This window comes from Pseudomonas meliae (genome assembly GCF_001400515.1).
Lineage (GTDB): Bacteria > Pseudomonadota > Gammaproteobacteria > Pseudomonadales > Pseudomonadaceae > Aquipseudomonas > Aquipseudomonas amygdali.
The window spans coordinates 1-11,408 of the sequence record NZ_LJQT01000459.1 but is presented as its reverse complement, the minus strand read 5'-3'; the positions used below and the strand labels follow the sequence as shown (position 1 = coordinate 11,408).

Below are 11,408 nucleotides of genomic sequence, written 5' to 3'. Positions count from 1 at the left end.
GGACGCTCCGCGTCCTCTTGTGGCGTAGAGCGTCCAGTGCTGGAATCATCAGGTATAACAAGCCAGGTGGTGAGCGTCGGCAATGACTGACGCGGGAGGATGCATGCAGTATTCAGGTGAGGGCTTTTCTATAAGGGTATTGGCGTTTGATGATTGCGAGTTGATCAACCGGTACGAAAAGGCCAATCGCAAGCATCTGCAGCCTTGGGAACCGTTCAGGGACGATGACTATTTCATTCTCGAAAACGCCAGATCCAGGGTTCAGCAGCAGTGGGAAAGCATGCAGTCCGGCAGCGCGGTTTTCTTCCTCGTCATCGACTCAGGCGGCGGCGAATTGCTGGGGCGGTGCAGTTACACGAATATCGTGAGGGGCGTTTTTCAGGCCTGCAACCTCGGCTTCTCGCTGGCAGAGGCTGCTCAGGGGCGTGGCTTGATGCAAAGGGCGCTTGAGGTGGGCAATCGCTATTGTTTCGAACAGATGGGGCTGCATCGAATCATGGCCAGCCACATGCCAGCCAATGTACGCAGCGAGCGACTTCTGCAATCACTCGGCTTCGAAAAGGAAGGGTACGCGCGCGCCTACCTGAAAATTGCCGGAGTTTGGGAAGACCATGTCCTGAGGGCACTGATCAATCCGAACGAGGCCTGATGGCGAGGCGAGCGCCTTTACTACTTCTGCGCCACGTCATCCTTCTCCCAGCCGCCGCCGAGCGCCAGAAACAGGTTGATCTGTCCCATGGCCACCTGGGTGTTGGCTTCGGCCATTTGTGCGCGCACGTCGGTGTAAGTGCGTGTGGCTTGCAGGTCAGCGAGGAACGAGGCGCGTCCGGCCTGATAGAAGCGGTGGGTCTGGTCAGCCGCTTCCTTGGCCGATTGTTCGGCTTCCTTGAGAGCATCGCGACGGTCGAGCAGGGCGGTGTATTGCGCCAGACCGGTCTGGGTTTCACGGATGGCGTTGAGCACCACACCGTCAAAGCGCGCCAGTGCAGCTTGCGCGGAGGCTTCGGCCTGATGGATGCGTGCGCGTGAGCCGTTGGACGGGATGGTCCAGTTCAGCAGCGGCCCGAAGCCCCAGCGGTTGGCGGCCGGTTTGCCGAGGTTCTCGATCAGGCCGGTAGTACCGATGCTCGCGCCGATGCTGATGTCCGGATACAACTCGCCGGTGGCAACACCGATCTGCGCAGTCGACATCGCCAGATGACGTTCAGCCTGACGCACATCCGGGCGGCGTTTGAGCAGTGTTGCGCCGTCGCCTACCGGCATGACCTGCGCAATGTGCGGCAGCGCATTGCAACTGCTGACCCTGGCGGGCAGTTGCTCTACAGGTATAGCCAGCAGCATCGACAGGCGGAACATCGCCGCCTGACGCCGCGCTTCGTAACGGGGCATTTCGGCTCGCAGTGACTTGAACTGCGTCTGCGAGCGAGTGACCTGGGTTTCATCGCCTCGCCCGGCATCGCGAAGACGCTGGTTGAGGGTTACGCTCTGTTGCTGCAGGTCCAGCGATTCGCGGGCGATGTCGAGTTCTTCGTTGGCAGCGCAAATCTGCGTGTAGGCGCGCACCACATCGGCGACTACGGTGATACGTGCCGTATCCACCGCCGCCTGATTGGCATCGACATTAGCCTGCGCTGCTTCGATGCCGCGCTGCAAGGTGCCGAACAGATCGAACTGATACGACGTAGTCAGACCCACATCCCCGACGTTGGCGACCGGCACCTTGTCGGTCAGCAGAAACGCTTCGCCCGATTCCTGCACGCGCTGTGCGCCGATTTTCGCGCCGTTGGTAAATCCGCCCGCCGCCTCGGCCTCCGAGGTCTGGTAGCGGGCGCGCTGCAGGTTGGCGGCGGCGATGCGCAGGTCGGTATTAGAGGCAATGGCCTGGCGCACCAGTTCATCCAGACGCGCATCCTGATACAGCCGCCACCAGTGCGCAGGCACCGGGGCCGATACCGTATTGACCGAGCGCCCGGCCAGTTCGCCCTGTAAATCCGGACGATTGATCGCGCCATCCTTGGGCAGTTGGTAATCCGGCCCGACTACCTGACAGGCCGACAACACGGCAGTAAAACCGAGTGCGGCCATGCGTAAGGCACGTTTCATCGTGTGCCCTCCTGCGTATCGTCGATGATTGACACCGTTGCAGTACGCCCGGCGATCATACGGAAGTCGTCAGGTACGTCATCAAAGGCAATGCGTACCGGAATGCGCTGTGCCAGACGCACCCAACTGAATGCCGGGTTGACGTTGGGCAGCAGGTTCGAGCCACTGCTGCGGTCGCTGTCTTCGATGCCGGCAACGATGCTCACCACATGGCCGGTCAGCCGTGCGTTGTCACCGATGACACGAATGTCGACGCCCTGGCCGACATGAATGCCGTCCAGTTTGGTTTCTTCGAAATAGCCGTCGATATGGAACGATGCGGCATCGACCACCGATAACACCGGACGCCCGGCGGTGACAAATTCATGGTCGCGGGGCGCGCGGTCGTTAAGGTAGCCGTCCACCGGGCTGCGGATCACCGAACGATCCAGATTCAGCTGCGCGGCATCCACTGCGACCTTTGATTCACCAAGCGCAGAAAGGGCGCGGGCTTCGCGGGACTGGCTTTCTTCCAGTTGCTCACGCGCCACCAGGTTGCCCAGGCCACGGTTACGCCTGTTCTCGCGGCGTGCCTGCTCCCAGGTTTCCTGGCGCTCGGCGACTGTCGCCTGCGCCTGACGCAAGGCCAGGCGGAAGCGGTCCTGATCGATGGTGAACAGCACCTGGCCCTTGTGTACGGGCTGATTGTCGGTGACCTCGACCTTCTGGATCAGCCCGGACACGTCCGGCGCGATCTGCACGATATCGGCGCGAATATGCCCATCGCGGGTCCACGGCGCGTACATGTAATACATCACCATGCGCCATACAACGACGGCAGCCAGAGTGACAACCAGCAGGGTCAGGACCACGCGGCCCAGTGTCAGTATCGGTTTTTTCATGTCATCAGGTATCGACTTAGAGTATCCACGGCGCCGAGCAACAAAGCGTATAGACCTACGTTGAACAAAGCCCGGTGCCAGACCAGACGGTAGAAGTGGGCACGCGACAGCAGCGCGTGCAGGGCGAGAAACAGCAGATAGGCGATGCCCATCATCGCCAGGAACGTGGGGATGAAGATCCCGCTGATATCCAGATCACCGATCACAGGGGCGCTCCATCGATGTTATGCGGCAGTTGCTCGGTCAGTTCGCCGCCGACGGTGACAATCTCGACCCCCGGCAACAAGGCCAGACGCAGGCCGCTGAGGGCGTGCAACAGATGCAACCGGGCCGGGTTGTCGCCCATCTCCTGAGCCGTCAACGAACGGCGTGCGCGGTCCATGGCCATCAGCAGGCCGCGGGGCGCGGGCAGCCTTTCACCGGCCTTGCGACAGTGTTTGAAATAGCCGCTGACTTCATCGATCACCTGACGCAACAGCACCTGGGCCGCAGGCGTGGCGCGTCGGGTGTAGGCCAGCAGGTCGAGCATGTTCAGCGCGACGCGCAATTCACGCAGGGCAATCCCGGTGTCCTGCGCGGTGAGTGTCAAACGCGGCAACTGCTGCATCAAACGGTCGAGCATTTGCACGCCCATGCGCCGGTGTTCGGCCAGAGACGCGTCTTCGCTAAGGCTGGCGATGTCACGCCAGCTGAAACGGGTCAGACGCTTGACCGCCAGTTCAACCCCGAACGGGCGGAACACCAGCGTCCAGATAAAGGCGAACAACAGCCCGGCAGGTCCGGCCAGGTTGGAGTTGAGAAAGTTCATGAAGTCCGCGTCGTAGGCGCTCTGAATGCTGATGAACGACGAGGTGTTGACGATGGTCAGCAGCGTGCCGAGAAAGAAGCGCGGTTGCACAGTCAGGGTGCCGACGCAGATGAAGGGCACCGCAAAGGCCAGCACCAGCATCGGAAAGTCGTGCAGGTTAGGCAGCACCACGAACAGGTACAGGCTGGCAAATACCACCGAAAGCAGAGTCCAGAAAAAGAACCGGTAGATTTGCGGGGCAGGGTCGTCCATGGCTGCAAAGAAGCTGCACGACACCGCTGCCAGCGCCACGGCACTGGCGCCGTCTTTCCAGCCCAGCAGAATCCACAACACCGATGCAGCGATGATCGCCAGCACCGTCGAGGTCACTGAATAGAGCATCAGGCCGCGGTCCAGAAACGGCGTCAACCGACCCAGACGCCAGTGGCGATAGACCGCTCTCCATGGCGATTGATCGTCTGTCTTGATCGCATATTGCAGGGTCCGGCAATCCAGCCACAGGTCAATCCACTCGCCGAGCCTGAAAAGCGTGTTGGAGAGCAGCAGCTGATCGCGGTCGTCCAGTTGCGTAAAGTTCGGCTGAAGGCGTTCCAGCTCATCATGCAACTGTTGCCATTGCTCCCGTTGCGGGCCGTCGGCAGTGCTTTCAAGCCAGTCGCAAGCCTTGTGCAGCACGGGTTTCAGGCTGGCCAACAGCTCAGGCGTGCGTCGCTCCAGCGCCCACAATGCGTCATCCAGTGCATCGATGACCGGCAAGAGATGGATCATCCGGCCGCGCAGCTCATTGGCGTTGCGTACGGTTTGCTTGCGTGCGCCCTCGTGGCTCAACTGGCCGATCATCATTTCCAGAGAGTTGAAGCTGCCAACCATCGAATTGCGCAGTGCGCCGATTTCCTCGGGCTGACAGGTGCGGCTGATAAAGCGCTGGCTGTAGGTCGAGGCGTCACTGAACCATTTTTCCGTGGTGGTCTGAAATACCGGTGCCAGACGTCTGGGCCAGAACATTGCACCCACGACGGCGGCGCAGATGATGCCGAGGAAAATCTCTTCGGTACGCGACACGGCGATGTCGAACACGGCCTGCGGGTTGTCGACCACCGGCAGGGAAATCAGCGGCATGGTGTAACCCGCCAGCATCAGTGCGTAGCTGTTGGCCGTGCGCAAGTGCAGGGAAAGGAACAACAGGGTGCCGGTCCACAGTCCGACCACGATGGCCAGTAGCAAGGGCGTCTGTACGAACATCGGTACCAGCAGCACCGACGCCGCTGCACCGGCCAGGGTGCCGGCGGCCCTGTACAGGGCTTTGGAGCTGGTCGGGCCGACAAAGGGGCTGGAGACAATGTACACCGTGGCCATGGCCCAATAGGGGCGAGGCATTTCCATCAACAGCGCGATGTACAGCGCCAGCATCGACGCACCGAAGGTACGCACGCCGTAGAGCCAGTCGCGTGCCGGTGGGACGCTGGAGAAAAATCCGTTCAAACCTGCCCCCCGTGCTCACCTTGTGCAGCCTCGGCGAAGGCCTGAAATACCCGCAAGGTGGCTTCGAGATCGGCAGGTTGAAGGCCCTGAAGCACATCCGCCCGCAGACGCGTCAGCTCCTGTTCTATCGAGCCTGCCAACGCACGACCCTTGTCCGTAAGGCTGAGGGCCTTGGCGCGGCGATCATTGGGGTCTTCGCTGCGGCAGACGATGCCGGCCTTGCACAGCTGGTCGAGCAGGCGCACCAGTGTCGGGCTTTCCATGCCGGCCGCCTGCGCGACTTTTACCTGATGCACGCCGTCACCCAGGCGCGCAATGGCCAGCAGTGGCCCGGCACATGCTTCAGAAATTTCATAGGTGACCAGTGTGTTCTGGCAAATGCGTCGCCATTGGCGAGAGGCGGCTACCAGGCCGCTACTGACAGCGCGATGCAGTGGGTCGACAAGCATAAATCACCGGGGGCTGAGTCGTGAACAATTTAGTTAGGAACAATATTGTTAGGTAGGATATTAGTAGAATGCTAACTAATATCTCGTAACAAGTTCTTACAGTCAACCCGTAACTGCCCAGTGGGGCTTTTTGGGTTGCAGGGACGCCCGAAAGGGTTTTTTGAGAGGGCGTAGAGGCGATGAACGGCTGTTCGCCTCCGCTTTTAGCGGGGAAAGTTCATTATTTCAAAAAATAATTGCTACCGTTCGTCGGTAATAAGCCTAAAAATCCCGCGCATCTACGCAGCACCATTCAAAAAAATGGCGCGGCACCCGATAGGAGGGTCTTGATGAATCGCCGTCTGCAGCAAATTGATGGCAATCTGCCTTGTGTCGTGATCTGGCATCAAAGTAGTGGCATTGGTCTTTTTGTGGCGGTTTATTGGCGTCATTGTGTTGTCGTTGCTGTTTAAAAAATAAACGATTGAGCCGATAGTCTGGTTGACCACAACGGGCCAGCACGCCCGTTCCAGAGCCATTCTGTTGGTGCGCAATGCGTACCTTGCGAGCTACTCCATGATCGACCTTGCCACCTGGAATCTTTCCGTCCCTGTCGGAAGTCCCGCGACCATCATCGAAACCCCCAAGTTGGTTAAGGGTTATCGGGATGGCTATTTTCAATCCGGGGATACGCTGTTTTTCTGGGCACCGGTGACCGGTTCCACCACAGAGAACGCCAAGTACCCGCGCTCCGAATTACGCGAGACGACGTCCGATGGCAGGGTCTTCAACTGGGCCTACTCAAGCGCTGACAATTTTCTGCGCGCGACGCTGGAGGTCGATCAAGTGCCTTCCACGGGCAAAATCGTGATCGGTCAGATTCACTGCTACCAGAGCACCGAGCCGTTGCTGAAGGTGGAGTACCAGTACAAGGAGAAGCTGCAGACCGGCAATATCGTCGCCAAGTTTCGTCGTACGCCGGACTCGGAAATCGAGGTCATTACCATTGCGCAGGGCGTGCCGCTCAACAAGCAATTCAACTACACCATCAACCTGTCGCCCAGCGGCGACCTGACGGTCAATGCCTTCGACGCAGTCTGGTACGCCAAGCTGGATTCAGCCTGGGCCAGTAAACTGTTCTACTTCAAGGCAGGGGTCTATACCCAGGACAATACCGGTTACACCACTGAAGGCGGTTCGGCCACTTTCTACAAGCTGGCCATTGCCCACGAGAAAAAGAATTGATTGTTACGGTCTGGAAGATTCAGACCGCTGGAAATATCAGACTGAAGCAGATTCTGCCGGCGGCGGGTTGAGCCACTTCGACCCGCCCGCCATGCAGGTGCATGATTGCTGTAACAATGGCCAGCCCCAGGCCGTTGGAGTCCGAGCGCTCATGGCGCGAGGCGTCACCCCGATAGAAGCGGTCGAACAGTCGCGCGAGCGTGGCTTGTGGTAATGCCGGGCCCTGATTTTCTACCTCGATTCGCCACTGACGATCAACTGCCGCAACACGAATCAGTATTTCGCTGTTTTCATTCGCATAGCGAATTGCGTTGGCGACCAGATTGCTCAGTGCACGGCGCAGCAGGATCGGGTCGGCCAGCAACGTACCTTGTCCGCTGTGGCTCAGCCGCAGATTACGCTCTTCAGCCAGCCCTTCGAAATAACCGGCCACGCGTTGTAATTCATCGTGCAGGTCCAGCGGCTGGCGTTCCAGCGCGGCCTGGGCTTCGTCCGCTCGAGCCAGAAACAGGATGCTTTCCACCAGCCTTGAGATACGTTCCAGCTCTTCCAGATTGGAAGCCAGCAGGACCTGATATTCGTCGGCGCTACGGTTCTGGCGCAAGGCAACCTGGCAGTGGCCCATCAGCGAACCGACCGGCGTACGAATCTCGTGGGCCAGATCGGCGGAGAACTGCATCAGGCGTCGATAGCCATCGTCCAGACGGTCAAGCATGGCATTGAAGGCATCGCTCAATTGTTGCAGCTCGACAGGCGTGTCGTGGCTGTCGAGCCGTTTTATTGCGGCAGCGTGGGCGGCCATTCTGCGCAGTGGGCACAAGCCGCGTCGCAGCAATACGTAACCCAGCACGGCGGTAATCAGGAACGCCAGTGCAACGGCGATATAAATGCTCTGCCGGAAGCTGGCGAGCATGGCCATCTCCTTGACCATCAGGTGCGCGGCCTGCAAGCGCACTGCAACGCCATTGGACATCACCTGTACTGCCGCCGCACGCAACGGCACGCCTTGCAGGCTCAGGCCACTGCGCAGGTCATCGACCCGTAAAGGCTGATCCTGCGCCACGGTCGGTAGCTCTGGCAGTGGCGCGCGTTGCGGGTTGACCGATATCACCGGTGGCTTGCCCGGTTCGCCGATGATGAAAATATCTTCCTCGCTGTCGAGCATGTTCTCGAACAGTTGCGGGCTGCCTTTGAGGTTGTCTATCGTCAGGTCATAGCGCAACAGCTTGCGGAAATGATCGAGCCGCGCCAGTACCGCGTGGTCGCTGCGTTGCATGACCGTTTCTTCTATGGACTGGTACAGATAAAGCCCCGCGCCGCTGACCGTAAGCATCGCCACCAGCGCGAAGGCGAGGGTAGAACGCAGGGTCAGGGAAGGCTGGCGTCGCATGGCCGCACCTCGCACACATAACCGATACCGCGCACGGTGTGGATGAGCTTGACCGGGTAGGGCAGGTCGACCTTGCTGCGCAGGCGCTTGATGGCGACGTCCACAACATTGGTGTCACTGTCGAAATTCATGTCCCAGACTTCCGAGGCAATCTGTGCCCGTGACAGCACGTCGCCTTCGCGGCGCAATAACAGGTGTAGCAGGGCAAACTCCTTGTTGGTCAGCACGATGACCTGCTGCTGACGCGTCACGCGGCGGCGCAGCAGGTCCAGTTCAAGGTCGGCCAGATGAAAATGGTCTGCCTCGCGCACCACGCCCCGGCGCAGGATGGTGCGGATGCGCAGCAGCAGTTCAGTGAAGGAAAACGGTTTGACCAGATAATCGTCAGCGCCGAGCTCCAGCCCGCGAATCCGGTCCTGCAACTGGTCGCGAGCGGTCAGGAATAGCACCGGCACGTCCTGCCGGGCGCGCAGCACTTCGATGATCTGCCAGCCATCGATGCCTGGCAGCATCACATCCAGCACGATCAGGTCGTAGCGGTTTTCCAGTGCCAGGTGCAGGCCGTCGGCACCGTGCTGGGTCCAGTCGACCTTGTAGCCGGATTCACCCAGGCCCTTCTTCAGGTATTCACCGGTTTTGGTATCGTCTTCAATCAGCAGGATATGCATCGTTTTGTCCGCTACGCTTTTGCAGGCACCCACGTGCGCCGATGCCAAAGTCTAACCAGTTGCCGACAAGGTGTCCGGCGAATGACAAAAATGTCATTGCCCGGTCATTCTGCGGTGCCGGTAGCGGTGCAAGGATGGGTTCCAGATATCAACTGCCAAGGAAGTACCGATGAAGACTGCACTCTCTACTACGTTCGGCCTGCTGTTGCTCAGCGCTGCTGTCATGACTCAGGCTGCTGACATGAAAGTGGTCAAACCCATGCGCGGGACCGTCGACAGCGTAAGCGCCGACACCCTCGATTTCACCACCCGCTCGGGTCAGCACGAAAGTATCAAGCTGACTGACAAGACCGGTATTCGTCTTGTGTCCGAAGCTGACTTCAAGCAAATCAAAGGCGACAGTTTTGTAGGTTCGGCTGCCATCCCGCAGGCGGACGGCACACTGAAAGCGCTGGAAGTGACCGTTTTTGAAGCCAGCCTCAAAGGCAGCGGCGAAGGTCACTATGGCTGGGAAAACGCTGATGGCAGTACCGGCACCATGACCAATGGCACCGTTGGCACGTTGGCTGGCACCGATGGCCGCACGCTGACCGTCAAATACGAGGGTGGCGAGAAGAAGCTGGTGGTGCCGCAGGATGTGCCTATCCCCTACGTCGAGCCAGGCAAGGTTGATCAGTTGACCAAGGGCGCCAAGGTCGTGGTGTTCCCGGCTGACGACGGCAAGTCGGCACGTGGTGTCGCAGTCGGCAAGGACGGTTTTACCCCGCCGATGTAATCGCAGCCGAGGCTGTCAGTGGCAGGCTGCTGCTGACATCCTCGGTTACACCTGATCTAGAGGGATCTGCGCATGAAAACCCGCCCTATCCACCCGTGGCCGGTGCGCCTGACGCATTGGGTCAATGCCTTGGGCATGGTCTGCATGTTCATGAGCGGTTGGGCTATTTATAACGCGTCGCCACTGATGCCATTCACCTTTCCCAAATTCCTGACACTCGGCGGCTGGCTGGGCGGCTCCATTGCCTGGCACTTCGCGGTCATGTGGCTGTTGGTGATCAACGGCCTGCTGTATGTGCTGTATGTGCTGTATGGCGTATTCAGCCGCCACTTCAAACGCGATCTGCTGCCAGTTCGCCCGTCCGAAGTGAAGCGTGACATGAGTGATGCGCTGCACTTTCGGCTGGCCCACGTCAAAGGCCGTTACAACGCGGTACAACGGTTGATGTACTGGCTGGTGTTGATCATGGGCGTGCTGGTGGTGGTGTCCGGGCTGGCTATCTGGAAACCGGTGCAGTTTCAGGGCCTGGTTGCCCTGCTGGGCGGGTTCGATTTTGCCCGCTGGGTGCATTTTGGCGCGATGACGGCCATTGGCGCGTTTGTTGTTGTTCATCTGGTGCTGGTCGTGCTGGTGCCCAGTACCTTGTTACCCATGATTACCGGCGACCGCCAGCCGAACGAAGACGGGACTGCGCAACCATGAACGAACCTCGTAAACGCATCACCCAGCGCATTCGTCTGGAGCCTGCGCAGCAGAGCCAGCTGGTCGATATCCAGCGCCGCTCGTTTCTACGCGCCGGGCTGACAGTGGGGGCGATGTCGATGCTCACCGGCTGCAACCTGCAGGATGGCGATCAGGTCGACAAAGTGCTGTGGGCCATGTCGCGCTGGAATGACCGGGTTCAGGCCTGGCTGTTCAACGGCCAGAAACTGGCCCCGACCTACAGCAAGGCGCAGCTGACCAACCCGTTCCCGTTCAATGCGTTCTACCCCGAATACAACGTGCCGGAGGTGGAGCTTTCCGACTATCGGCTGGCGGTGTCCGGGCTGGTGCGTGACAAGCAGCCGTGGACGCTGGATGCACTGCGCAAATTGCCGCAACGCACCGACATCACGCGGTTGATCTGCATTGAGGGTTGGAGTGCGATAGGACAATGGGGCGGTGTGCCGCTGAAGACTTTTCTGGAGTACATCGGTGCCGATACCACGGCACGTTTCGTCGGCTTCAAGTGCGCCGATCGCTATTATTCAAGCCTGGATATGCCTACTGCGCTGCATCCGCAGACATTGCTGGCGCTGGACTTCGGTGAAGTCGCCCTGCCACCGGATTACGGTTACCCGCTGCGGGTGCGAGTGCCGACCAAGTTGGGCTTCAAGAACCCCAAGCACATCGTCGAGATCTTCGTCAGCAACGAAAATCCTGGCGGGTACTGGGAGGATCAGGGCTACAACTGGTTCAGCGGGATCTAGGCGCGGACGCAGAGCGTCCAGAAGGGCATTCGACGCAGAGCGTCGCACGATGGCGGTAGTTAGATTATCGTTCCTCACGCTCCAGCGTGGGAATGCCGTTCCTTCGTCATGGCACTGATCCGGGGGTCGCCGCAACGGACCATCCATGGCCCGGTGCGG

At 59.6% G+C, this 11,408-nt stretch carries 13 protein-coding genes; 6 read left to right on the top strand and 7 right to left on the bottom strand.

Annotated features, from left to right (window positions below):
• The first annotated feature begins 103 nt into the window (after nt 1-103).
• Nucleotides 104-649: a GNAT family N-acetyltransferase gene (locus tag ALO64_RS21015; protein ID WP_044343729.1), complete on the top strand. Its 546-nt coding sequence runs from the start codon at nt 104-106 to the stop codon at nt 647-649.
• 20 nt (nt 650-669) lie between these two features.
• On the opposite strand, the gene ALO64_RS21010 is transcribed toward ALO64_RS21015, so the two are convergent.
• The 5 genes from ALO64_RS21010 to ALO64_RS20990 are packed head-to-tail and all read right to left on the bottom strand — an operon-like array spanning nt 670 to nt 5,723.
• Nucleotides 670-2,103: an efflux transporter outer membrane subunit gene (locus ALO64_RS21010; protein ID WP_044343730.1), complete on the bottom strand. Its 1,434-nt coding sequence runs from the start codon at nt 2,101-2,103 to the stop codon at nt 670-672.
• A complete protein-coding gene (locus ALO64_RS21005) occupies nt 2,100-2,984 on the bottom strand; it encodes an efflux RND transporter periplasmic adaptor subunit (protein WP_044343731.1) in 885 nt (294 codons plus the stop codon). The genes ALO64_RS21010 and ALO64_RS21005 overlap by 4 nt, the downstream gene beginning before the upstream one ends.
• Nucleotides 2,981-3,190, bottom strand: a complete 210-nt coding sequence (locus ALO64_RS21000; RefSeq protein ID WP_054991792.1) for a DUF1656 domain-containing protein — start codon at nt 3,188-3,190, stop codon at nt 2,981-2,983. The genes ALO64_RS21005 and ALO64_RS21000 overlap by 4 nt, the downstream gene beginning before the upstream one ends.
• Nucleotides 3,187-5,274: an FUSC family protein gene (locus ALO64_RS20995; RefSeq protein ID WP_044343732.1), complete on the bottom strand. Its 2,088-nt coding sequence runs from the start codon at nt 5,272-5,274 to the stop codon at nt 3,187-3,189. Before ALO64_RS20995 ends, ALO64_RS21000 begins: the two co-directional genes overlap by 4 nt.
• Complete coding sequence (locus ALO64_RS20990; protein ID WP_002554194.1) at nt 5,271-5,723, bottom strand: MarR family winged helix-turn-helix transcriptional regulator; 453 nt, start codon at nt 5,721-5,723, stop codon at nt 5,271-5,273. The genes ALO64_RS20995 and ALO64_RS20990 overlap by 4 nt, the downstream gene beginning before the upstream one ends.
• A gap of 329 nt (nt 5,724-6,052) precedes the next feature.
• Here ALO64_RS20990 and ALO64_RS26570 point away from each other — a divergent pair, with 329 nt between their 5' ends.
• Together ALO64_RS26570 and ALO64_RS20980 are read left to right on the top strand one after the other, a co-directional pair.
• Nucleotides 6,053-6,175: a hypothetical protein gene (locus tag ALO64_RS26570; RefSeq protein WP_268794406.1), complete on the top strand. Its 123-nt coding sequence runs from the start codon at nt 6,053-6,055 to the stop codon at nt 6,173-6,175.
• Between the two features lie 103 nt (nt 6,176-6,278).
• Nucleotides 6,279-6,947 carry a polysaccharide lyase family 7 protein gene (locus tag ALO64_RS20980; protein WP_005733740.1) on the top strand — a complete coding sequence of 223 codons (669 nt, stop codon included), beginning with the start codon at nt 6,279-6,281 and terminating at the stop codon, nt 6,945-6,947.
• Between the two features lie 19 nt (nt 6,948-6,966).
• Here ALO64_RS20980 and ALO64_RS20975 read toward each other — a convergent pair whose 3' ends face one another.
• The gene (locus ALO64_RS20975) at nt 6,967-8,337 is read right to left on the bottom strand and encodes a heavy metal sensor histidine kinase (RefSeq protein ID WP_044343734.1); all 1,371 of its coding nucleotides are present in this window, start codon (nt 8,335-8,337) and stop codon (nt 6,967-6,969) included.
• The gene (locus ALO64_RS20970) at nt 8,316-9,005 is read right to left on the bottom strand and encodes a heavy metal response regulator transcription factor (RefSeq protein WP_002554192.1); all 690 of its coding nucleotides are present in this window, start codon (nt 9,003-9,005) and stop codon (nt 8,316-8,318) included. Before ALO64_RS20970 ends, ALO64_RS20975 begins: the two co-directional genes overlap by 22 nt.
• A gap of 169 nt (nt 9,006-9,174) precedes the next feature.
• Here ALO64_RS20970 and ALO64_RS20965 point away from each other — a divergent pair, with 169 nt between their 5' ends.
• The 3 genes from ALO64_RS20965 (at nt 9,175) to ALO64_RS20955 (ending at nt 11,249) form a co-directional block, all read left to right on the top strand.
• Complete coding sequence (locus tag ALO64_RS20965; protein ID WP_054991791.1) at nt 9,175-9,780, top strand: hypothetical protein; 606 nt, start codon at nt 9,175-9,177, stop codon at nt 9,778-9,780.
• A gap of 72 nt (nt 9,781-9,852) precedes the next feature.
• Nucleotides 9,853-10,482, top strand: coding sequence for a cytochrome b/b6 domain-containing protein (locus ALO64_RS20960; RefSeq protein WP_044343736.1), 630 nt, complete (start codon nt 9,853-9,855; stop codon nt 10,480-10,482).
• Complete coding sequence (locus ALO64_RS20955) at nt 10,479-11,249, top strand: molybdopterin-dependent oxidoreductase (RefSeq protein WP_002554189.1); 771 nt, start codon at nt 10,479-10,481, stop codon at nt 11,247-11,249. Before ALO64_RS20960 ends, ALO64_RS20955 begins: the two co-directional genes overlap by 4 nt.
• The last annotated feature ends 159 nt before the right edge of the window (nt 11,250-11,408 follow it).

Bases quoted from the DNA above. Each gene is read 5' to 3' on its own strand.
- ALO64_RS21015 (WP_044343729.1), top strand. From the start codon at position 104: ATGCAGTATTCAGGTGAGGGCTTTTCTATAAGGGTATTGGCGTTTGAT.
- ALO64_RS21010 (WP_044343730.1), bottom strand. From the start codon at position 2,103: ATGAAACGTGCCTTACGCATGGCCGCACTCGGTTTTACTGCCGTGTTG.
- ALO64_RS21005 (WP_044343731.1), bottom strand. From the start codon at position 2,984: ATGAAAAAACCGATACTGACACTGGGCCGCGTGGTCCTGACCCTGCTG.
- ALO64_RS20990 (WP_002554194.1), bottom strand. From the start codon at position 5,723: ATGCTTGTCGACCCACTGCATCGCGCTGTCAGTAGCGGCCTGGTAGCC.
- ALO64_RS26570 (WP_268794406.1), top strand. From the start codon at position 6,053: ATGAATCGCCGTCTGCAGCAAATTGATGGCAATCTGCCTTGTGTCGTG.
- ALO64_RS20980 (WP_005733740.1), top strand. From the start codon at position 6,279: ATGATCGACCTTGCCACCTGGAATCTTTCCGTCCCTGTCGGAAGTCCC.
- ALO64_RS20975 (WP_044343734.1), bottom strand. From the start codon at position 8,337: ATGCGACGCCAGCCTTCCCTGACCCTGCGTTCTACCCTCGCCTTCGCG.
- ALO64_RS20970 (WP_002554192.1), bottom strand. From the start codon at position 9,005: ATGCATATCCTGCTGATTGAAGACGATACCAAAACCGGTGAATACCTG.
- ALO64_RS20965 (WP_054991791.1), top strand. From the start codon at position 9,175: ATGAAGACTGCACTCTCTACTACGTTCGGCCTGCTGTTGCTCAGCGCT.
- ALO64_RS20960 (WP_044343736.1), top strand. From the start codon at position 9,853: ATGAAAACCCGCCCTATCCACCCGTGGCCGGTGCGCCTGACGCATTGG.
- ALO64_RS20955 (WP_002554189.1), top strand. From the start codon at position 10,479: ATGAACGAACCTCGTAAACGCATCACCCAGCGCATTCGTCTGGAGCCT.